This is a genomic window from Pseudomonas cyclaminis (assembly GCF_015163715.1).
Classification (GTDB): Bacteria; Pseudomonadota; Gammaproteobacteria; order Pseudomonadales; family Pseudomonadaceae; genus Aquipseudomonas; species Aquipseudomonas cyclaminis.
The window spans coordinates 22,877-43,058 of the sequence record NZ_JADDUM010000030.1 but is presented as its reverse complement, the minus strand read 5'-3'; the positions used below and the strand labels follow the sequence as shown (position 1 = coordinate 43,058).

Here is a 20,182-nt window from a genome sequence, read left to right as displayed (position 1 = left end):
GAGTTTCAATTATGGATGGCTTTCACGATCTCGGCGGTTTCCAAGGCTTTGGCAAAGTGCCCCACACCATCAACAGCCTGAGCTACAAGCAAGTGTTCAAGCAGGACTGGGAGCACCTGGCCTACAGCTTGATGTTCATTGGTGCCGATCACCTGAAAAAATTCAGCGTGGACGAAGTCCGTCACGCCGTCGAACGCCTGGACGTTCGCCAGCATGTCGGCACTCAGTACTACGAACGCTATGTCATCGCGACCGCTACCCTGCTGGTCGAAACAGGCGTTATCACCCAGGCCGAGCTTGATCAGGCCCTGGGCTCGCCCTTCAAGCTGGCGAATCCGGCCCATGCTGAAGGTCGCGCTGCAATCACCGGTCGCCCTCCCTTTGAGGTGGGCGACCGGGTGGTTGTACGGGACGAGTACGTGGCTGGGCATATCCGCATGCCGGCCTATGTGCGTGGCAAGCAAGGCGTGGTGCTGCATCGCACCTCCGTAAAATGGCCGTTCCCGGACGCGATCGGCCATGGCGATACGCGGGCGCGCATCAGCCGACCTACCATGTCGAGTTTGCCGTGAAAGACCTGTGGGGCGATGCGGCATATGGCGGTTTTGTGGTGGTCGACTTGTTCGAAAGCTACCTGGACAAGGTAGCCTCGTGATGGACGGCGCCCAGGTGGGCCGACTGCCGGTCACGGTGCTTTCAGGCTTCCTCGGCGCCGGCAAGACCACCCTGCTCAACCATATCCTGCGCAATCGCGAAGGCCTGCGCGTGGCGGTCATCGTCAATGACATGAGCGAGGTCAACATCGATGCCGCCGAGGTGCAGCGCGACGTGTCGCTGCACCGTGGTCGCGATGAGCTGATCGAGATGAGCAACGGCTGTATCTGCTGCACCCTGCGCGCCGATCTGCTGGAGCAGATCAGTGCATTGGCACGCCAACAGCGTTTCGATTACCTGCTCATTGAATCCACAGGAATCTCCGAACCGATGCCGGTCGCGGAGACCTTCGCCTTCCTCGACGCCGAGGGCTTCAGCCTCAGCGAACTGGCACGGCTCGATACTCTGGTGACGGTGGTCGATGGCAGTCATTTTCAGGCATTGCTCGAGTCAACGGACACCGTGTCCCGCGAAGAGGCTCAGGAAAACACGCCCACGCGTTATCTGGCCGATCTGCTGATCGAACAGGTGGAGTATGCCAACGTGATTCTCGTCAACAAGCTGGACCTGATCGACGAGCCTGGGTACCAGGCTGTGCTCGGGATTCTGGCAGGCCTCAACCCCACCGCACGGATCGTACCGATGGCCCATGGCAACGTTAAGTTGTCCAGCATTCTCGGAACCCATCTGTTTGATTTACCCAGCCTTGCGGCGTCACCGGGCTGGATGAAAAAAATGGAGGCCCATGACGCAACGGCCTCCGAGTCGGACACCTATGGCGTGACGTCTTGGGTGTACCGCGAGCGCGCCCCGTTTCACCCACAGCGACTGCTCGACTTTCTCCAGCGGCCCTGGGGCAACGGGCGACTGTTACGCAGCAAAGGTTACTTCTGGCTCGCCAGTCGACACCTGGAAACCGGTTTGCTGGTGCAAAGCGGCCGGCAGTTCCAGTGGGACTATGTGGGCCACTGGTGGAATTTCATTGAACAGTCGCAGTGGCCGCGGGATGAATATCGGCTGCAGGGCATCATGGCCAAGTGGGACAGCATTGTCGGCGACTGCCGCCAGGAGTTGGTCTTTATCGGCCAGGACCTGGACACCGACGCATTGCAGCGCGAACTCGACACGTGCCTGCTCAGTGCCGAGGAGATCGCCAACGGCCCGGCAGCCTGGCAAGCCCTGCCGGGGGCGGCAGCCTTTAACGCGTGTGCCTTGTCGGCTCCGACGCAATCTTCGCAGGCTGATCCCACACCGAAGACGCCTGCGCACTAGGGCACGGGTACAGGACATATTCCAATAATAACAATCAGGTACGTTCATGCACGATTACGACTCAGCAGTGACCACCTTCGACTATGCACACAGGGCCGCCCAAGACTTGCAAGGCGAGTTGACGGCCTTGAACGCCTGCATTGAATGCTGCGACCGGCACGCCCACGGCGATGCCGTGGCGTTGTATTGCGAAACCCGCGATGGCCGTGCCACGCACTACAGGTTCAGTGAACTGCAGGCGCACGCTGCGCGTTTCGGTAATTTTCTGCGCGAGCAAGGGGTCCGGCCAGGAGACCGTGTCGCGGGGCTGATGCCACGCACGGTGGAGCTGTTGATTGCGATTTTGGGTACTTGGCGGATCGGTGCGGTCTACCAACCGCTCTTTACCGCATTCGGGCCCAAGGCGATCGAGCAGCGCCTGGGCTGCTCCAAAGCACGCTGGATCGTGACCGACCCGCAGAATCGTCCCAAGCTGGACGACATCCCTGACTGCCCGCGCATTCTCGTGACCGGCGATCATTCTCGGACTCCAGGGGATTACGACTTCTGGAGCACACTGCAACGCCAACCCGCAGAGTGCGTGCCTGAGTTGCTGGATGCCAGCGCGCCGTTCCTGCTGATGTGCACGTCCGGCACCACCGGGCCGGCCAAGCCACTGGAAGTGCCATTAAGTGCCGTCCTGGCCTTCAAGGGCTATATGCGTGATGCAATTGACCTGCGCGAAAACGACCGCTTCTGGAACCTCGCTGATCCAGGCTGGGCGTACGGCCTGTATTACGCAGTGACCGGGCCACTGGCGTGCGGCGGGGCCACGCTGTTTTATGACGGCCCTTTCAGCGTGGAAAGTACCTGCCGAATCATCGCCAAGTATGCGATCAGCAACCTGGCCGGTTCGCCGACGGCCTATCGCCTGCTCATCGCAGCAGGCGCCGAGTTCGCCAATGCCGTACGCGGTCACCTGCGGGTCATCAGCAGCGCCGGCGAGCCGCTCAACCCGCAAGTCATCCGGTGGTTCGCCGCGGAGCTTGACGTGGTTATCCACGACCATTACGGGCAAACCGAAATCGGCATGGTGCTGTGCAATCACCACGGGTTGCAGCATCCGGTACGTGAGGGCTCGGCCGGATATGCGGTGCCCGGCCACCGGATTGTCGTGCTGGATGAAGCCCAGCGGGAACTGCCCATAGGCCAGCCGGGTGTGCTGGCGGTGGATCGCGAGCGCTCTCCTCTATGTTGGTTCAAGGGTTACTTCGGCATGCCCACCAAGGCGTTTGTCGGTCGTTATTACTTGAGCGGCGATATCGTCGAGCTCAATGACGACGGCAGCATCAGCTTTGTCGGCCGTAACGATGACGTGATCACGACATCCGGCTATCGCGTCGGGCCTTTCGATGTGGAAAGCGCACTGATCGAACACCCAGCAGTGATCGAAGCGGCGGTGATCGGCAAACCTGACCCGCAACGTACCGAGCTGATCAAGGCGTTTATCGTCTTGGACCGTCAGCACCCGCCCAGCGCCGAATTGGCTGAAGTGCTGCGCCTGCACGTCCGACAGCGCCTGGCCGCCCACGCCTACCCACGGGAAATCGAGTTTGTCGAAGACCTGCCCAAGACCCCCAGCGGCAAGTTGCAGCGGTTTATCCTGCGCAACCAGGAAATCGCCAGGCAGCAGGCACTCGACACATGAGTCACGGACGGAGACTGCGGTTGCTGAGCCCTGGAATCATTCAAGGAGCGAAGTTTCAGCCAGGTCGGGTTATTACGGTGACTATCGCCGACGCGGCCGCACGGTATGACGATCTGGTGAGCAAGGGTTGCTATTTCTATGCGCAAGCAGCGTTCGCACAGGCAAAACCCGGCGACGTGCTGAAGAAAGACTGGTCCACCCAGCCCTACGTGTCTGATTTTTTTGCGATCAACCAAGTGGGTAACAAGGCCACTGCAGGCCCGTTGCTGGTGGTCATCGGTACGGCCGACGATGCCACGCCGCCTGCCGTGATTGAAGCTCAGGCAAAGAAGGCCTGCGCGGCGGGCAACTCACTCGAACTGCGTGCGTACCCTGGAGATCATGTGGGGATGCTCCAAACTTCTCTCGCTGACGTGACAACGTGGATCAAGGACCGATTTGCCGGCAAGGCCATCACCGGCGCCTGTGCGGGCTGACGCACCCGCCCGAGCCGCCGTCAGATGCTTTCGCTGACATCGATCTGAATGGGCACGATCACCCTGGCGACCAGGCTGGGGTCCGAGGCGGCGGCGACCAGGGCTTTGACCGCCTGCTCCGCCACGTCCACCACCGGGTGCGAGAGCACCGCCTGCACCAGATCAGTCTTCAGCGCTTCCCGGGTCAGGGCCGTCAGGTCATGACACACCACCACCGGGAGCCTGACCTGCTGCTGTTTGAGCTCGCGTAATGCACGCAGCACCCCCGCGATCCCGCCGCCAGCCACGTATAAGGCGGCGAGATCGGGTTCCCCGCGCAACAGATCCAGCGCATTGCCATACGCGAAGTCATCGTCCTCAAGGGTCAGGCGTGACGCGAGCAGCTCCCACTCCGGAGAATGATTGGACAAGTAACTGCGAAAACTCAGCTCACATAACTCCTGGCACTGGAAACGCTGGCTGCTGACCATCACGGCTGCCGAACCCGGCTGCCTGGCCAACCGGGTGGCGAACCACCCCGCTGTGCGGCCCATCAACCGATTGTCGAGCCCGACGTAAGCGGGACCGGCCAGTTCCGAAATCAACGCGACCACCGGAACACCAGCGTCCTGCAGGCGAGAGATCGCCTCGCGCACCAGCGGATGATCGACCGCCACCACGCCAACGCCGTCGACTTGCTCACCCAGGGCCCGGATGCGCTGCGCCACCGTTGCCGGGTCGAGGTCGTCCAGATAACCGATGACTACACGGATGCGTGCGTAGGCGAACGTGGCCGAAGCGTTGGACAGCGCTTGCGCGAGCCCTTGGTAGAACGCCACGCCGCTCTTTTGCAGCAGGAAACCCAGCCGCACCGTCGGCTTGTCATTCAGGACCCTTTGTTCCAGAACCCCTTTGGCATGGAACCCCAGGCGTGCCGCTGCGGTTGCAATGCGGTGCGCGGTGTCGGTACGCACGTCTGCGCGCAGATTCAGCACACGGTCGACGGTGGAGAGGCTGACACCGGCTTCGCGCGCGACATCCGCCATGGTGGGGCGCAATTTTCGACGTGGTTCTTCTGACATGTTTTGACATCTCTTTTTCGCAATCATGAAGGGTTTTGACAGAGTTATCCAGCCTCCCGTAGCCGCGCTCCACCCCTCTGAAATAGCATCCTCCCAGGCTACACAGCCCACTCATAACAACAACACCGGAGTGAATCGATGACCATCCACATCTCTACGGCACCCTGCTGCTGGGGCGTTGACGATGTAAAAAACCCTTACCTGCCCGCGTGGCGCGACGTGCTCGGCGAAGCCAATGAAGCGGGCTATCGCGGCATTGAGTTAGGCCCCTATGGCTACTTGCCGCTGGACGCCACGGTGGTGGCAGCAGCCCTTGGGGAAAACCGCCTGCACGTGGTGGCCGGGACGATTTTCGATGACCTGGTCAACCCGGCTAACCTGCCGTCGCTGCTGAGTCAAACCCGCGATATCTGCGAATTGCTCAAACAACTGCCGCCCATCGACAAGGAGCCTGGCCAGCGCTTTGCCGGTCCCTACCTGGTCATCATCGATTGGGGCCATGAGGACCGCGACTACGCCGCCGGCCATTCAGAGCTGGCGGAACGCCTGGACGATAGCGCATGGCAAACCATGATCGAGCACATCCGGGCCATCTGCCATATCGCCTGGCATGACTACGGTATTCGCCCGGTTATCCATCCTCACGCCGGCGGTTACATCGAGTTTGCCGACGAACTGGCGCGGCTGGTCGAGGGCATTCCCGACGATGTCGCCGGGCTCTGCCTGGATACCGGGCACTTGTATTACGCGGGCATGGACCCTGCGGCTTCATTGCGCGCTTACGCCGATCGGCTGGATTACATCCATTTCAAAGACATCGACCAACGCGTATTCGACCAGGTGCTGAAGCAACGCATCAAGTTCTTCGATGCCTGCGCCCAGGGCGTGATGTGCCCCATCGGACGCGGCGTGATCGATTACCCGAGCCTGTACCGGCTTATCCAGACCCTGGGCTACGAGGGTTACATCACGGTCGAGCAGGAACGCGATCCTCGAAACGCCACTGGCAGCCTGGACGATGTCCGTTCCAGCCGCACCTACCTGGCATCCGTCGGATTCTGACCCCACACGAGGCACACCCCATGATCAACGGCAGCAAACGTCTCCCCCAACCTATCCGCTGGGCCATGGTCGGCGGCGGCAGCCAGAGCCAGATCGGCTATATCCACCGTTGCGCCGCACTGCGTGACAACACCTTCACACTGGTGGCGGGCGCATTCGATATCGACGCGGCCCGTGGTCGCGAATTCGGCGAGCAACTGGGGGTCGACCCCGAACGCTGCTACGCCGATTACCTGAGCCTGTTTGAACAGGAAGCCCAACGGGCAGACGGCATTCAAGCAGTGTCAATCGCCACACCCAACGGCACACACTACGCAATCACCAAGGCCGCCCTTGAAGCCGGGCTGCACGTGGTGTGTGAAAAGCCGCTGTGCTTCACCGTCGAGCAGGCCGAAAACCTGCGCGAACTGTCGCATAAACATAAGCGCATCGTCGGTGTGACGTACGGCTATGCCGGCCATCAACTGATCGAACAAGCCAGGGAAATGATCGCCGCCGGCGAGCTGGGCGATGTACGCATGGTGCACATGCAGTTCGCCCACGGTTTCCACAGCGCGCCAGTGGAGGCCCAGAGCCAGGCGACGCAATGGCGTGTCGATCCGCGCCAGGCGGGGCCGAGCTACGTACTGGGCGATGTCGGGACACACCCGCTGTATCTGTCGGAAGTGATGCTGCCCGAGCTGAAAATCAAACGCCTGATGTGCAGTCGGCAAAGCTTCGTCGCCAGCCGCGCGCCCTTGGAAGACAACGCGTACACCCTGATGGAATACGAAGGCGGCGCGATGGGCATGGTGTGGTCGAGCGCGGTCAATGCAGGCTCCATGCATGGCCAGAAGATCCGTGTGATCGGCTCTCGTGCCAGCCTCGAATGGTGGGATGAGCGGCCTAACCAATTGAGTTTCGAAGTCCAGGGCCAACCGGCGCAAATACTTGAGCGCGGCATGGGCTACCTGCATCCCAACGCACTGCTCGACGACCGTATCGGCGGTGGCCATCCGGAAGGCCTGTTCGAAGCCTGGGCCAATCTCTATTACCGTTTTGCCCTGGCCATGGATGCGACTGACCGCGACGATGCCCAGGCTCTCGGCGCGGTGCGCTACCCAGGCATCGACGCGGGGGTCGAAGGGGTACGCTGGGTCGAGCGTTGCGTGTTGTCGGCCGACAACGACTCCGCCTGGGTCGCTTACTGACATCCGTTAAAACGAACAGAACAACCCTCGGAGAACAACAATGAAAATCGCCCTCGACCCCTATATGCACCGCCATTTGAGCCTGCCAGAGCTGTGCCGCAAAACCGCCGAACTCGGCTTTGAATACATCGAGCTCTCACCCAGGGATGACTTCCTGCCCTGGTGGGTGCGGCCACGTGCCCACAAGGAACGCATCAGCGAGTTCAAAAAAGCCCTGCGCGACCACAATGTGCAGCTCGCCTCGATACTGCCCATGTACCGCTGGGCCAGCCCCCACGAAGATGAACGTCGCGCCGCCGTGAATTACTGGAAAGAAGCGATACAGATCGCCGTGGAGATGGGATGCACCACCATGAACTCGGAGTTCGGCCGTGGCCCCTCGCCTGATCGAGGGCACAAGGTCAGTTGCTGCGGCGGTTCCCACAGCCACGAATCCAGCGAAGCCGCCTGGTGGCGTTCCATGGAAGAACTGGTGCCGGTGTTTGAGAAAGAAGGTGTGACCCTTAACGTCGAGCCCCATCCCGAGGATTGGTGCGAGACACTGCACCCGGCGCTGGACATGCTTAAAACCCTCAACTCGAACAACGTCAAGTTCCTGTACTGCACGCCGCACACCTTTTATTTCGGGGATGACATGGCGCAGATGATCGCCGATGCAGGCTCGATGATCGCCCACGTACACATTGCCGACACCTACAACCACAAGGCGTCGTCAGGCCTGCGCTATATCGTCAACCCGCCGGGCGCGAAAGTGACGGTGCATCAGCACATGGACATGCATCAGGGTGAAATCGACTGGGACCTGTTTTTCAGTGCCCTGGCCAGGACCGGCTTCGACGGCATCGTCACCGCGTGCGTCTTCGGCTGGGAAGAGCGTGCGGATGCATCCGGGCGCTTCATGCGCCAGGAGATCCAGTCTTACGTCGACAAGCACTTCAAGTAGCCTTCAAGTAGCGAGAATGCTCCATGCGCAAAAAGGGCGGGCCGGTTAAACCGAGCCCGCCCTTTTTTGCAGATGCACACCGCCAGTCACTCGAACTGCTGGCGATTCTCCGGGGTAATCAGCTGGAACGGCACCCAGATAATCGGCGCCTCCAACCCTTCGCCACGCGCCAAATGAACAGCCGCCTCAACCGCGCCGCTCGCTTGCCCCACGGCATCCTGGAACACACTGACCGCCATTTTTCCATCCGCCATGAGCTTGAGCCCATCCGACGTGCCGTCGATGCCGCCGACCCAGTAATCCTTGGCCTGTTTGCCGGCCTTCTCCAGGCCCATGATCGCGCCGATAGCCATCTCATCGTTATTGGCGGCGACAATCGAAAAATCGATGCCTTGCTTCACCCAATCCATGACCACCGTCGCAGCCTGGCTGCGCTCCCAGTTGGCGACTTTTTTCTGCACGACTTTCATGTCCGGGTACTTGGCGACGACTTTTTCGACATCCTCCGTGCGCATCAGGGAGGACGCATTGGCGGGGTCGCCGACCAAAATCACCACGTTGCCCTTGTAGCCGGCACGGCGCGCCAACTCTTCCATCTGCAACGTGCCTGACTCCAGTTCGTTGGAACCGACAAACGCCGCACGGGCGGTGAGCTTTTCAGGCGATGGATTACGGTTGACGAACACCAGTGGAATATTCGCTTCACTCGCCAGGCGCATCATCTGCGCCGTGCTCTTGCCATCGACCACCGCCACGATGATCGCGTCGACTTTGGAGTGGATCAGGTTGCGGAACTGACGCATCTGCAATTCAGCATTGTCCTGCCCATTCTCCATAAAGATATCGATATCCATCGCCGCCGACTTCTGCTGCACACCATTGCGCAGCAACGCCTGGAAGTTATCGTCGTACTTGGCCATGGCCACGCCCACCAGCGGTGTGGCCGCCTGGGCCAGGCCCGTGGTTAACAGCGCCGATCCCAGGAAACATTTCAACCATGCGTTCATTTTCTAGCTCCTGAGGATCAAACGCTGAATTGATGAAGCAGTTCACGCTGCACTTTGGCCATGCTCGACAGACGCTGGCTGCTGCTCGCCGATTCTTCGGCACCTTGCGCGGTCTGCTGTGCTGAGTCATTGATCTGGATGACCATGCGACTGGTCTCCGCCACGGTGGCGCTCTGCTGCTCGGTGGCGGCGGCGATCTGAATATTCATGTCGCGAATCGTGCCCACCGCCGCGCTCATCGAGTGCAGCAATTCCCCCGCACCGGAGGCAAGGTTCACGCATTGGCTCGATTGCGCCTGACTTTCGTTCATCACCTGGACGACGGAGTGAATCGTTTCCTGCATCCGGCCGATCATGTCCTGGATTTCGCTGGTTGAGGACTGGGTGCGACTCGCCAGGGAGCGCACCTCGTCGGCAACCACGGCAAAACCTCGGCCCTGCTCGCCCGCACGCGCTGCTTCGATGGCGGCATTGAGCGCCAGCAAGTTGGTCTGTTCGGCGATGGTACGAATGGCAACCACGATGCCCTCGATAGTGTGGCCGTACTTCTGCAACTCGTCGGTGACCTCCGTGGCCTTGTTTACCTGCTCCGCCTGACGCCGAATATTGACGATGGTCTCGGCCACACGCTCCTGCACCTCATCTGTGAGGTCACTGGTGTCATCCACCGCCTTGCGGGTGTCCTGGGCGCGCCGCGCAACCTCTTCCACGGTGCTTTCCATTTCAGTCATGGCCGAGGCCGCCGATTGCAGCCGGTCCTTTTGTTCATCCACCACGCGGGTAGTTTGCTCGCTGTTCAGGGCGTTGTTGTCCGCCGTGGTCGCCAGGGCATCGGCGGAGCTGATCAGCTCACGGAAGGTTTTGCGCAGGGCAATGGTCAGCTCGTTGAGGTAACCGCCCAGCTCTCCAAACTCATCCTTGCGCGAGACGTCGAAACTGACGCGCATATCACCCGCCGTCAGTTGTTTAAGCACCTCGCGGAACGCCGCCAGCGGCCGGCGCAGGCTGAAAGCCACCCAGAGCCCGATCAGCACAGCGGCCAGCACCGCCAGTACACAGGCGATCAACAACAGGCTGCGGCTGGTGCCGATGGTGGCGTTGGCAGCGTCCCGGGCTTGATTGGCGACCTCAAGGGATTGGCTGCCAAACTCGCCAATCTTGCCAAGGGTCGATTGCAGTGCGGCTTCCACCGTATTGCGTTGCTGCATGACCTGGGTGCCCAGTCTTGCCTCTGCCAGGTAGGCATGGAACACACCGTCGGCTCCGGTCAGGTCCGTGAGCAGACGATTGACCATCACGGCGGCAATGCGTCCACCCCTGGGGTCCACGGCCAATAACGCCTGGAGGCGTGTACTGATGACCTCGTCCTGCAGGTTCAGCACCCGTTGCAGGTTTTCGATGGCGGGCGTCGCTGCATGGGCGGCCAGGCCGTCATAGGATTTGTTGACTTCCAACAGCAGCTTTTCAGCCGCCGCGACCTGTTGGTTGTCGCCGGCACTGCGGGCGCGGGCGATCTCGTCACGCAAGTAACCCGTCAACTGCGAACCCTGGCCACTGCTGTAGCCTTGCAGCACACGCGTCAGCGCGAGTTGCTGGACATGCTCACGGTGCGAGGCGATCAGGGCTTGCGCCTGTTCGGTGTAAGCACCCACTAACTGACGCTGCTGGGCGAGACTGGCCTTCAACTCGTCCCGGTCGACGACATACACCGCGGTGCTTTCGAGTAAACGATTGAACTGGTTAAGGCTGTCGGTGAATGGTTGCTTGCCGGCGTCGATCTGTTTGAGGTCGTTGCTGATCAGTATGGCCAGCAACGCCTGATTTGCGCGCAGGATGTGCACGTACAACTCACTGGCTGCCCGACTCAACGGCGCCGATTGACCTGTGATAATGCCCAGACGCTCGCTGATGGAGTGCGTGCTTTGATAGCTGATCCCGGCCATGGTCAGCAGCAACAGCACAAGCACCGCAAAGCCCCCGATCACCCGCTGTAAAATGGTCATGGCTACCCTCTTTAGTTGTTATTGGTGAGGCGGTCTGAAGCATGGGCGTACATCGAGGGAGAGAACTCGCAACGCTAAGGCCTTCATCGGCCGGGCAGCGGGAAACTTGAGGGGTGACGCACATCACAGAGGCATGTATCAGCCTTTAAGCTTTGTGTAGATGGCTATGCGCGCAAGCGCAGGCGCTCGACAACGCTCAGGACTTCAGGTTTTTAACACTGGCAAACGTCGCCTCGCCCCGTGCCTGATCCAACGCGCTCATCGGCATGGGCATCGGCACGCGGCAGGCTCGGTTTCGTACCAACACCCTGCCCGCCGGCCGCCACCAACCGCTCGTCGCTGGGCGGCACGCCAAAATACTCGCGGTAGCATTTGGAGAAGTGAGGGGTGGACACAAAGCCACAGAGCACCGCCAGTTCGACGATAGAGATCGGGGTTTGCTTGAGCAACTGACGCGCGCGGATCAGCCGTAACCGGAGGTAGTAGCGCGACGGTGAGCAGTGCAGGTACTTCTGGAACATTCGCTCCAACTGGCGGCGTGAAAGGTCCACATACGCCGCCAGCTGATCCAGGTTGATCGGTTCTTCCAGGTTGGCTTCCATCAACGCGACGATTTCCTGCAACTTCGGCTGCTGGGTGCCCAGCATGTGCTTGAGGGGCACGCGCTGATGGTCTTGCTGATTGCGCATACGCTCGTACACGAACATGTCGGAGATGGCCGCCGACAGCTCGTGCCCGTGCTCACGGCCGATCAGGTGCAGCATCATGTCCATGGGCGCGGTGCCCCCGGAACTGGTGAGGCGATCCCGGTCGAGGGTGAACAGGCTGGCGCTGACGGTTACCCGTGGAAAGGCCTCCTGCATCGCTGCCAGCCATTCCCAATGCACGCTGCACTCAAAGCCGTCGAGCAGCGCCGCCTGCGCCAGCACCCAACTGCCGGTGCAAATACCGCCCAGTTGCTTGGAATAGCGCGCCTGGGTACGCAGCCACTTCACCAGTTCGCGGGTGACGGTGCTTTGGATACCCGTTCCGCCGCACACGAACACGATATCGGCCGAGGGGACGGTGGCTATGGAACCGTCGGGCGTGATCGGCATGCCATCGCTGGCCCACACGGGATTTCCGTCGCAACTGGCGGTGTGCCAACGATAGAGTTCCTGGCCCGACAGTTGATTGGCCATGCGCAACGGTTCTACTGCAGACGCCAACGAGATCAAGGTGAACTGATCCAGCAGCACAAACACGACCGCGGTGACGGGCCGGACTTTCATGAGCCCGAGGCGGCAGCTAGCGGTTTCTGCACCCGCTCGGGTTGCCGCGCCGTGATCACGCCGAGCAGGGAAATCAGCAATGCCAGGCCGAGGGTCGACGACACTTCAAGGCGATGTTCGGGGGTCAACAGCATCACCCCCAAGGCCGCGCAAATGAAGACGATGACCACCCAGGTCAGCCACGGAAACAACCACATCTTGAACGTCAGCGCGATGTTGCGACCTTGCAGGATCTTGCGCATGCGCAGTTGCGAAACGGCGATCACCAGGTACACCAGCAACGCAATGGCCCCCGAGCTGGCCAGCAGAAACTGGAACAGCCCGGCCGGCATGAAGTAACTGAGCAAGGTCACGCCGGCACCAAGTACCGTACTGGCGATCACGGCTGCCCGTGGGACACTGGCGGCCGAGGTCTTTTTCACCACGGTTGGCGCATCCCCACGCTTGCCCAGGGAATAGAGCATGCGCGACGCAATGTAGATCGATGAGTTCATGCAACTGGCCACGGCGATCAATACCACCACGTCCACCAGCAATTTGGCATGGGGTATGTTCATCAACTCCAGCGCGCGCTGATAAGAGCCGACCGATGCCAACAGCGGGTCATTCCAGGGCACCACGGAAATCACCACAAAATCGACAGCACGTAGAACACGCCGATGCGCCACATCACCGAACGGGTCGCCCGGGCAATGTTCTGCGCCGGGTTGCTGGACTCAGCGGCGGCAATCGTGACGGCTTCAGTGCCGATAAAACTGAACATGATGGTGATAAAGGCGCCGACGACCGCAGACAGCCCATTGGGCGCGAAACCGCCATGGTCTTCCATCAGACGGCTCAAGCCGCTGGCTTCGCGCTCGGGAATCCAGCCCATCAACACCGCACCGCCCAGGCCGATAAACCCGATGATCGCGATGACCTTGGCCATGGCAAACCAGAACTCGAACTCACCGTATTTGGAGACGCTGAACAAATTGGTGATCACCAGCAAAAAGATCGACAACAAGGCAAACAGCCAAGCGTCGATCTGGGGGAACCACTGGTTGAGGATATGCCCGGCGGCGAGGGCTTCGATGGGAATCACCAGCACCCAGAACCACCAATACAGCCAGCCAATGGTAAACCCGGCCCAGCGGCCGATGGCTTGGTCGGCGTAGGTCGAGAAGGAGCCGGTGTCCGGGTTGGCCACGGCCATTTCCCCCAGCATGCGCATGACCAGCACCACCAGCAGACCGGAAAACAGATAGGCCAGCATCACCGCCGGGCCCGCTGCCGCAATCGCGTGGCCGGAGCCGACGAACAGCCCCGCACCGATAATCCCGGCAATCGAGAGCATGGTCACATGGCGCGGCTTGAAGCCCTGCGCCAATTGGCCGTTTGAATCCTTGGAAGTCAGGCTATTCATCGTTGTTTTTATTCTCTGTGATCGACGTTAAGACGTACTGACTGGAGGGTCAGGCGATCATCATTTCTTAATGACGGGTCACAGTACGCGGCATGCCGACCGCAAAAATAGCCTCATTGCGTCATACAATCGCCTGATACCGACAATGCCGCAGGACTGTAGGGACTGGGCGCCATCCTTCAGTCCTGATTCAGGCCGACACGGTACAGAACGCCGCTGTCTTCATCCGTCAGCACATACAGGTAGCCATCCGGCCCCTGGCGCACGTCGCGAATGCGCGCCTTCAAACCGCCCAGCAAACGTTCCTCATGGATGACCTTGTCGCCCTCGAACTGCAACCGGATCAGTTCCTGGCTGGCCAGCGCGCCGATGAACACGTTGTGCTGCCACGCCTTGAAGCGATCACCGTCATAGAACGCCATACCACTGATGCCCGGTGACTTTTCCCACACATGGTGAGGCGCCACGGTGCCTTCCGCCGTCTTGCCCTTGGCCTCCGGGATCGGCGTCAGGGAGTAGTTGATGCCGTGGGTCGCCAGGGGCCAGCCGTAGTTTTTGCCACGCTCGATGATGTTGATCTCGTCACCACCCCGTGGCCCGTGCTCGTTTTCCCAGATCGTGCCGCTCCAGGGGTTCAGCGCCAGGCCCTGCGGGTTGCGCTGGCCGTAGGACCAGATCTCGGGCCGTACGCCCGGCTGACCGACGAAGGGGTTGTCATCCGGCACGCGGCCATCGGGGTAGATCCGCACAACCTTGCCCTGCAGCTTGTCCAGGTCCTGGGCGGTGGGCCGGTCGTTGTTTTCGCCCAGGGTCACGAACAAGTAGCCATCCTGGTCAAAGGCCAGGCGCGAGCCGAAGTGATTGCCGGTGGACAGCTTCGGCTCCTGGCGCAGGATGACTTTGAAATCGCTCAGGCCACTGAGGTCCGCCGCCAACCGTCCGCGGCCCACCACCGTGCCGGCCGTGCCGCCTTTGCCGCCGCCTTCGGCGTACGACAGGTAGACCGTGCGGTCCTCTTTGAAGTCAGGCGAGAGCACCACATCGAGTAAACCGCCCTGCCCCTTCGCCCACACCTCAGGCACCCCGCTCAGAGGTGCCGAGAGCTTGCCATCCGGGCTGACAACCCGCAGATGGCCGGGGCGTTCGGTCACCAGGAAACCTTGCTGGTCCGGCAGAAACGCCACGGCCCAGGGGTGGTCCAGGCCTTTGGCGACCGCAGTGACGCTGAGGCTGCCTTGTTCACTGGGGAATTGCTGCGAATCGGCGGCGTAAACCGTGGTCAGGGTCGTCGCGCACATAATGGCTAACAGGGTTTTGCGTATAAACATAAGACAAGTCCTTACCGGCGATTGCCGTTGGCATCAAACGTGGGGGCTTTGGGCTCGGTGGCCGGGCGACTCGGCGCGGCCTCGCGCTGGGGATAGCGGTTGCCGATGCCGCCGTTTTCCAGGGTCGGCGTGCGCGGAGTCGGCACGGTCTGGGTGCCGCGAATCGCCGGCGCATTGGGCTGGGTGCCCTGCATGCTGTTGGGGTTGGCCCGGTGGATGGGGCCATTGTTGGTGCTGTTGCTGCCAGGCAAGTTCTGCGCCTGGGCGGTGGCGGCAAGTGCCAGGCCCAACGCCAGCGCTGCAAGTTGATGCACACGGGTGATCATGACAAAGCCTCTCTGGGGCGAGGAGTACCTGCGTTCGATACCACGCTACGCCTGGGGTTCGGCTTTGGTAACTAAATACTTCCTTATCAGGTGTAACACGATCTGTCCGCGCATCTGTCCGGGGAAACTTTTTCCAGCGCCTGCGAGTCAGCCGAACACAGTCTCTGATCAAGGAATCGCTCATATGCCACGGGCTATCTGGAAAGGCGCCATCAGCTTCGGTTTGGTTCATATCCCGGTGTCGCTGGTCTCGGCCACGTCCGCCCAGGGCGTGGATTTCGACTGGTTGGACAAGCGCAGCATGGACCCGGTGGGCTACAAGCGCATCAACAAGACCACTGGCAAGGAAGTCACCAAAGAGCACATCGTCAAGGGCGTAGCGTTTGAGAAGGGCCGCTATGTGGTGCTCAGCGAAGAAGAGATTCGCTCGGCCCACCCCAAGTCCACCCAGACCATTGAAATCATCGCCTTCGTCGCCAGCGACCAGATCCCCTTGCAAAACATCGATACACCCTACTTCCTCGCGCCGGACAAACGCGGTGGCAAGGTCTACGCATTGCTGCGCGAAACCCTCAAGAAAACGCGCAAGGTCGCCCTGGCCAATGTGGTGCTGCACACCAAGCAGCACCTCGCGGCGCTGATGCCGCTGGACTCGGCCCTGGTGCTGGTGATGCTGCGCTGGCCCGCCGAGGTGCGCAGCCTGGACGAACTGGAACTGGGCAGCGACGTGACCAAGCCGTCCCTGGCCAAGGGTGAACTGGACATGGCCAAGCGTCTGGTGGAGGACATGAGCGCCGACTGGCAGCCGGACGATTACCGCGACAGCTTTCAGGAAAAAATCATGGCGCTGGTGGCGAAGAAGGCCAAGGCCGGCAAGATCGAAGACGTGGAATCCCAGGAAGGCGGCGAAGAGCGCAAGTCGGCCGACGTGATCGACCTGACCGAACTGCTCAAACGCAGCCTGGCCGGTAAGCCGGCGGCGAAGAAAACCACCAGGAAAAAGGCCTCTTGAGCCCGCCAGCACGCGGAGAACCCCATGGCAAAGCCCCTGAATAAATACAACCGTAAGCGCGACTTCGAGATCACCGCTGAACCTTCGGGCAAGGCGCCCACCGGCAAGCGCAAGGCGTCGGCGCTGTCATTCGTGATCCAGAAGCACGACGCGCGCAACCTGCACTATGACTTTCGCCTGGAACTCGACGGTGTGCTCAAAAGTTGGGCCGTGCCCAAAGGCCCCAGCCTCGACCCCAGCCAGAAACGCCTGGCGGTGCACGTCGAAGACCACCCACTGGGCTACGGCAGTTTTGAAGGCAGCATTCCGGCCGGTCAATATGGTGCTGGCGATGTGATTGTCTGGGACCGTGGAGTCTGGCAACCCCATGACGACCCACACAAGGCCTACGCCGCAGGCAAACTCAAGTTCACGCTGGTGGGCGAAAAACTTTCGGGAGATTGGGCACTGGTGCGCACCCGCTTGAAAGGCAGCGGTGACAAGGAGCAATGGCTGCTGATCAAAGAGAACGACCAACAGGCCCGCCCCGCTGCCGACTACGACATCGTGCAGGCCGAACCGCGAAGTGTGCTCAGCGATGCCTCCATCGCGCCCTCCAAGTCCAAGGCCAATGCGAAAGCCAGGCAAAAAACCACTGCTGTGCCTGCGCAATTCACCCCGCAATTGGCCACCCTGGTAGACCGCGCACCCGACGGCGACTGGCAGTATGAAATCAAGTTTGATGGCTACCGCCTGCTGGCGCGTATCCTCGACGGCGAGGTCCGGCTGTTTACCCGCAACGGCCATGACTGGACCGAGCGCCTGCCCCGCCAGGTCAAGGCTCTTCAAGCCCTCAAGCTCAAGGACAGTTGGCTGGATGGCGAAGTGGTCAGCCTCAACCCTGAAGGGTTACCGGACTTCCAGGCCCTGCAAAATGCCTTCGACAGCGGCCGTAGCCTGGACCTTGTCTATTACCTGTTCGATGCGCCGTTCCTGCAGGGCCGTGATCAGCGCCAGGCGCCCGTGGAAGACCGCCGGGCCGAACTCAAGGCCGCGCTGGCCGGTAGCAAGAGTAAGCTGCTGCGGTTTTCCGAAGCCTTCACTGCCCATCATCAGGACATTTTGCAGAGTGCCTGCAACCTGGCCCTGGAAGGCGTGATCGGCAAACGCATGGGCAGCCCCTACACATCCACGCGCAGTGCCGACTGGATCAAGCTCAAATGCAGGTTGCGACAGGAGTTCGTGATTGTCGGGCACACCCGCCCCCAGGGGTCGCGCAGCGGTTTTGGCGCCTTGTTGCTGGCGGTGAATGACGACAGCGGGCTGAGGTACGCCGGGCGCGTGGGCACCGGTTTTGATCAGGCCTCGCTGGACGCTATCTACGCGCAGCTCAAGGCGCGGGCCCGCACAACCTCGCCCTTGCACAAAGCCTTGACCAGTGCCCAGGCGCGAGGCGTGCAGTGGGTGGAGCCGACGCTGGTCGGCGAAGTGCAGTTTGCCGAGTGGACCCGTGAAGGTGTGGTGCGCCATGCCGCCTTTATCGGCATGCGCAGCGATAAGCCCGCCGCGCAGATCGTGCATGAGCAGCCGCAGGAGTCCAAATCCTTGAAAGCCCCTAAAGCCAGGAGCGTGTTGAAGATCACCCACCCTGAGCGGGTGATAGACCCACACAGCGGCACGCAAAAGCAGCAATTGGCGCACTTCTATGAAGGTATCAGCGACTGGGTTCTGCCCTTCCTGCGCCATCGCCCGGTGTCCTTGCTGAGGGCCCCGGAAGGCATCGAAGGCGAGCAGTTCTTCCAGAAACACTCAGAGCGCCTGGCGATTCCCCATATCAAGCACCTGGACGCCGCGCTGGACCCAGGCCATGCACGGCTGATGGAAATCGACAGCTCCCAGGCCCTGGTCGGCGCCGTGCAAATGGGCACCGTCGAGTTTCATACCTGGGGCGCCACCTCGGACAAGATCGAAACCCCTGACCTGTTCGTACTCGACCTCGACCCGGACCCGGCGCTGCCCTGGAAAAGCATGCTGGAGGCGGCGCAGCTAACCTTGTCGGTACTGGACGAGCTGGGCCTTGAAGCGTTCGTCAAAACCAGCGGCGGCAAAGGTCTGCACCTGGTCGTGCCGCTGGCGCGTCGAGACGGTTGGGACAGGGTAAAAGCGTTCGCCAAAGCCATTGCCCAATTCATGACCCAGCAACTGCCCGAGCGTTTTACCGCCACGTCCGGGCCGAAAAACCGTGTCGGCAAGATCTTTATCGACTACCTGCGCAATGCACGCGGCGCGAGCACCGTGGCGGCCTATTCGGTACGGGCGCGCCCTGGGCTGCCGGTGTCGGTACCGGTCAGTCGCAAGGAATTGCCGCAAGTGCGCGGCGCGCAGCAGTGGACGGTGACCAACCTGCATCAACGCTTGCAGGAACTGAAGGAAGACCCGTGGGCGGGTTATGCCCACCGACAGAAGATCAGCAAGAAAATGTGGGACAAATTGGGTGCCCAGCCACCGCAGTGAGGGCACCCGGAGCGAACTTTAGATAAGCACGAAGATCAGCGCCAAAGCCGCGAAAATCGCCCATTTTTCCAGGTAGTAACGCGTGCGGTTGCGTTTTTTAAGCTCTTTGCCGCGCAGGCGGATCTTGTACAGCCGCGTAAACGCGCGGTTGAGACCGCCAGTCTTGTCGCCGGCGTCATTGGGCGAACCTGCCGCCGCCATCACCGTGCGGCTGAACCAGCGATTGAATGCCGCCGCCCAGCGGTACTTCATCGGGCGCTCGACATCGCAGAACAGGATGAGGCGGTTCTGCTGCGTGGTATTTTCGGCGTAGTGGATAAAGGTCTCGTCGAACATCACCGGCTCACCGTCGCGCCAGTAATAGTTTTCCCCGTCCACGTTGATGTAGCAGCCCGGATCGTTCGGCGTATCCAGGCCCAGGTGGTAACGGTAGGAGCCGGCGTAGGGATCGCGATGGCGCACCAGCTTGGAACCCGGCGCAGCTCAGCGAACATCGCGGCCTTGATCGAACCGATGCTCTGCACCAACTCGGTGGTACGCGGGCACAGTTTCATTGCCGACGGGTGACTGTCGCCATACCACTTGAGGTAGAACCGCTTCCAGCCCGACTTGAAAAACGAGTTGAAGCCCACGTCATCGTACTGGTCGGAACGCTTGATCGCCCCTGCTCGCATCAGGTTCTGGCCTTCCTCGCGAATCTCCTCCCAGTGCTCCTGCAAGGGGCTCAGGTCGGGGAAATCGCTGGGCGAGATATACGGGCGGCCGGGCAGCCTGGAGAACAGGTACAGAAAGCAGTTGATGGGAGCCAGGAAGGTCGAATGATCACTCAGTTGGCGACCCAGTTTGTGCCGCACCCGGCCACGCAGGTGTACATACGCGATGGAGGCGACATAGAGGACAACAATGATCAGTTTCAAGGGATTTCGTCACACGTCAGTAGAGAACAGGCTGCTCCTGCGTGCCCACGACGGCCGAGGATGGATAGCAGCACC

At 61.0% G+C, this 20,182-nt stretch carries 14 protein-coding genes and 3 pseudogenes; 9 read left to right on the top strand and 8 right to left on the bottom strand.

The window, feature by feature from the left end; genetic code table 11:
- The first annotated feature begins 11 nt into the window (after positions 1 to 11).
- The 4 genes and pseudogenes from nthB to IQK56_RS04420 all read left to right on the top strand — a co-directional run bounded on the left by nthB (position 12) and on the right by IQK56_RS04420 (position 4,089).
- Positions 12 to 655: pseudogene (gene nthB, locus IQK56_RS04435) on the top strand (nitrile hydratase subunit beta).
- Complete coding sequence (locus tag IQK56_RS04430; protein ID WP_193863514.1) at positions 652 to 1,926, top strand: GTP-binding protein; 1,275 nt, start codon at positions 652 to 654, stop codon at positions 1,924 to 1,926. Before nthB ends, IQK56_RS04430 begins: the two are co-directional and overlap by 4 nt.
- A gap of 46 nt (positions 1,927 to 1,972) precedes the next feature.
- Positions 1,973 to 3,613, top strand: a complete 1,641-nt coding sequence (locus IQK56_RS04425) for an AMP-binding protein (RefSeq protein WP_193901551.1) — start codon at positions 1,973 to 1,975, stop codon at positions 3,611 to 3,613.
- Between the two features lie 77 nt (positions 3,614 to 3,690).
- Complete coding sequence (locus tag IQK56_RS04420) at positions 3,691 to 4,089, top strand: lipase family protein (protein ID WP_193901550.1); 399 nt, start codon at positions 3,691 to 3,693, stop codon at positions 4,087 to 4,089.
- Positions 4,090 to 4,109: 20 nt separating this feature from the next.
- Here the strand turns inward: IQK56_RS04420 and IQK56_RS04415 are convergent, their stop codons facing one another.
- Complete coding sequence (locus tag IQK56_RS04415) at positions 4,110 to 5,150, bottom strand: LacI family DNA-binding transcriptional regulator (protein WP_193863512.1); 1,041 nt, start codon at positions 5,148 to 5,150, stop codon at positions 4,110 to 4,112.
- A 138-nt stretch (positions 5,151 to 5,288) separates the two neighbouring features.
- Here IQK56_RS04415 and IQK56_RS04410 point away from each other — a divergent pair, with 138 nt between their 5' ends.
- From IQK56_RS04410 to IQK56_RS04400, 3 genes are read left to right on the top strand one after another with little or no spacing between them, the layout of a single operon-like run.
- A complete protein-coding gene (locus IQK56_RS04410; RefSeq protein WP_150760139.1) occupies positions 5,289 to 6,212 on the top strand; it encodes a TIM barrel protein in 924 nt (307 codons plus the stop codon).
- A 20-nt stretch (positions 6,213 to 6,232) separates the two neighbouring features.
- The gene (locus IQK56_RS04405) at positions 6,233 to 7,402 is read left to right on the top strand and encodes a Gfo/Idh/MocA family protein (RefSeq protein WP_193863511.1); all 1,170 of its coding nucleotides are present in this window, start codon (positions 6,233 to 6,235) and stop codon (positions 7,400 to 7,402) included.
- 40 nt (positions 7,403 to 7,442) lie between these two features.
- On the top strand, positions 7,443 to 8,345 hold the full coding sequence (locus IQK56_RS04400) for a sugar phosphate isomerase/epimerase family protein (protein WP_193863510.1): 903 nt from the start codon (positions 7,443 to 7,445) through the stop codon (positions 8,343 to 8,345).
- A gap of 86 nt (positions 8,346 to 8,431) precedes the next feature.
- On the opposite strand, the gene IQK56_RS04395 is transcribed toward IQK56_RS04400, so the two are convergent.
- The 6 genes and pseudogenes from IQK56_RS04395 to IQK56_RS04370 form a co-directional block, all read right to left on the bottom strand.
- Complete coding sequence (locus tag IQK56_RS04395; RefSeq protein WP_122305666.1) at positions 8,432 to 9,352, bottom strand: substrate-binding domain-containing protein; 921 nt, start codon at positions 9,350 to 9,352, stop codon at positions 8,432 to 8,434.
- 17 nt (positions 9,353 to 9,369) lie between these two features.
- Entirely contained in the window at positions 9,370 to 11,355 is a 1,986-nt protein-coding gene (locus IQK56_RS04390) for a methyl-accepting chemotaxis protein (protein ID WP_193863509.1), read from the bottom strand.
- Between the two features lie 212 nt (positions 11,356 to 11,567).
- Positions 11,568 to 12,626: a choline metabolism transcriptional regulator GbdR gene (gene gbdR, locus IQK56_RS04385; protein WP_425274642.1), complete on the bottom strand. Its 1,059-nt coding sequence runs from the start codon at positions 12,624 to 12,626 to the stop codon at positions 11,568 to 11,570.
- Positions 12,623 to 14,031, bottom strand: a pseudogene (gabP, locus tag IQK56_RS04380) (GABA permease). The gene gbdR and the pseudogene gabP overlap by 4 nt, the downstream one beginning before the upstream one ends.
- A gap of 179 nt (positions 14,032 to 14,210) precedes the next feature.
- Complete coding sequence (locus IQK56_RS04375) at positions 14,211 to 15,359, bottom strand: PQQ-dependent sugar dehydrogenase (protein WP_150676597.1); 1,149 nt, start codon at positions 15,357 to 15,359, stop codon at positions 14,211 to 14,213.
- Positions 15,360 to 15,370: 11 nt separating this feature from the next.
- A complete protein-coding gene (locus IQK56_RS04370) occupies positions 15,371 to 15,685 on the bottom strand; it encodes a hypothetical protein (protein ID WP_150676596.1) in 315 nt (104 codons plus the stop codon).
- Between the two features lie 184 nt (positions 15,686 to 15,869).
- Here IQK56_RS04370 and ku point away from each other — a divergent pair, with 184 nt between their 5' ends.
- Positions 15,870 to 16,697: a non-homologous end joining protein Ku gene (gene ku, locus IQK56_RS04365; RefSeq protein WP_122305672.1), complete on the top strand. Its 828-nt coding sequence runs from the start codon at positions 15,870 to 15,872 to the stop codon at positions 16,695 to 16,697.
- Between the two features lie 24 nt (positions 16,698 to 16,721).
- On the top strand, positions 16,722 to 19,190 hold the full coding sequence (ligD, locus tag IQK56_RS04360) for a DNA ligase D (protein ID WP_193863506.1): 2,469 nt from the start codon (positions 16,722 to 16,724) through the stop codon (positions 19,188 to 19,190).
- A gap of 18 nt (positions 19,191 to 19,208) precedes the next feature.
- Here the strand turns inward: ligD and lpxO are convergent.
- A pseudogene (gene lpxO / locus IQK56_RS04355) lies at positions 19,209 to 20,107 on the bottom strand (lipid A hydroxylase LpxO).
- Positions 20,108 to 20,182 lie beyond the last annotated feature (75 nt).

Excerpts from the sequence above, each read along its gene's own strand:
- IQK56_RS04405 (WP_193863511.1), top strand. The coding sequence starts at position 6,233 with ATGATCAACGGCAGCAAACGTCTCCCCCAACCTATCCGCTGGGCCATG.
- IQK56_RS04400 (WP_193863510.1), top strand. The coding sequence starts at position 7,443 with ATGAAAATCGCCCTCGACCCCTATATGCACCGCCATTTGAGCCTGCCA.
- ligD (WP_193863506.1), top strand. The coding sequence starts at position 16,722 with ATGGCAAAGCCCCTGAATAAATACAACCGTAAGCGCGACTTCGAGATC.
- IQK56_RS04415 (WP_193863512.1), bottom strand. The coding sequence starts at position 5,150 with ATGTCAGAAGAACCACGTCGAAAATTGCGCCCCACCATGGCGGATGTC.
- IQK56_RS04375 (WP_150676597.1), bottom strand. The coding sequence starts at position 15,359 with ATGTTTATACGCAAAACCCTGTTAGCCATTATGTGCGCGACGACCCTG.
- IQK56_RS04395 (WP_122305666.1), bottom strand. The coding sequence starts at position 9,352 with ATGAACGCATGGTTGAAATGTTTCCTGGGATCGGCGCTGTTAACCACG.
- IQK56_RS04410 (WP_150760139.1), top strand. The coding sequence starts at position 5,289 with ATGACCATCCACATCTCTACGGCACCCTGCTGCTGGGGCGTTGACGAT.
- gbdR (WP_425274642.1), bottom strand. The coding sequence starts at position 12,626 with ATGAAAGTCCGGCCCGTCACCGCGGTCGTGTTTGTGCTGCTGGATCAG.
- IQK56_RS04370 (WP_150676596.1), bottom strand. The coding sequence starts at position 15,685 with ATGATCACCCGTGTGCATCAACTTGCAGCGCTGGCGTTGGGCCTGGCA.
- IQK56_RS04390 (WP_193863509.1), bottom strand. The coding sequence starts at position 11,355 with ATGACCATTTTACAGCGGGTGATCGGGGGCTTTGCGGTGCTTGTGCTG.
- IQK56_RS04425 (WP_193901551.1), top strand. The coding sequence starts at position 1,973 with ATGCACGATTACGACTCAGCAGTGACCACCTTCGACTATGCACACAGG.
- ku (WP_122305672.1), top strand. The coding sequence starts at position 15,870 with ATGCCACGGGCTATCTGGAAAGGCGCCATCAGCTTCGGTTTGGTTCAT.